The 974-nt window shown below is 63.8% G+C and carries 1 protein-coding gene and 1 pseudogene; both read left to right on the forward strand.

Annotated features, from left to right (window positions below):
• Window positions 1-3 precede the first annotated feature (3 nt).
• Window positions 4-447 (forward strand): hypothetical protein, encoded by a 444-nt coding sequence (locus EN906_RS35435; protein ID WP_023812248.1) that lies wholly within the window; start codon window positions 4-6, stop codon window positions 445-447.
• 85 nt (window positions 448-532) lie between these two features.
• Window positions 533-974: pseudogene (locus EN906_RS35440) on the forward strand (energy transducer TonB); the annotation flags it as partial.

The following is a 974-nucleotide window of genomic DNA, read 5'->3' on the forward strand; positions in this document are numbered from 1 at the left end:
ACCATGACGAGCTTGATGACATCCCTTCGTCTGCTGACCTCGATGCTGGCGATGTCGCTTGCGATGGTTCCGGCATGGGCACAAGAGTCCGCGCCGGTCCCTGCGCTGACCCTTGAACTCAACGGTGCGCAACCTTCCGACAAGGGTTGCCGCCTGACGTTCGTGGTCAACAACAATCTCGGCGCCGACCTGTCCAAGGCGGCGTTCGAGATCGCCCTGTTCAACGAGGCCGGCGTCGTCGACCGGCTGACCGTGCTCGACTTCAAGGAATTGCCGGCAGGCAAGACCAAGGTGACGCGTTTCGATCTGGCCGGCACCGAGTGCTCGAAAGTCAGCCGCGTGCTGATCAACAGCGCGACCGAATGCACCGGTACCGGCGTCGAACCGAACGCCTGCATGCGAAAGCTGAAGACGGACACCAAGACCGGGATCGCTTTCGGAGTCTGAGGTGGGGCTGCATCATGCATTCCCGCGAAACACCGTAGTGCAGCCTCTGGCCGGCGATAGCAGACTGCCGGCGAACGATCTTGATTTGACAACTCTACTCTTGTCGCTGCAGGTCTCGCGGCGAGACATGCAGGACATCAATCCCCTCCCCGAGGCCGGCGCCGAGCTGACCATAGAGCCAACCGAGCCGCTCGCGCTGCCGCGGCCATCGGCCTGGAGCCGCAAATGGACGGCGGCGATCGTCGTCTCCTGCCTGCTCCATGTCGCGGTGGCGGCGGCCTTTCTGATCTCCCCTACGGGGATTTCCAGTTTCCAGGACGCCGAGCAGCCGGAAGGTAGTGAACAGTCGGGCAGCAACGTGGCCGGCAGCGCGCTGGACAAGGACCCGGCGGCAATAAACGTTGCACTGGTGCCCAGCCCGCAACCGGCCAAACCACAGCCGGCAACGCCGCCCAAGCCGTCGCCGCCAACGGAGCCTTCTCGGCCAGCCAAGGAAGCGGCAACGACCAAGCCGGAACCTGTCAAAC

It is taken from the genome of Mesorhizobium sp. M7A.F.Ca.CA.004.06.1.1 (genome assembly GCF_003999135.1).
Lineage (GTDB): Bacteria > Pseudomonadota > Alphaproteobacteria > Rhizobiales > Rhizobiaceae > Mesorhizobium.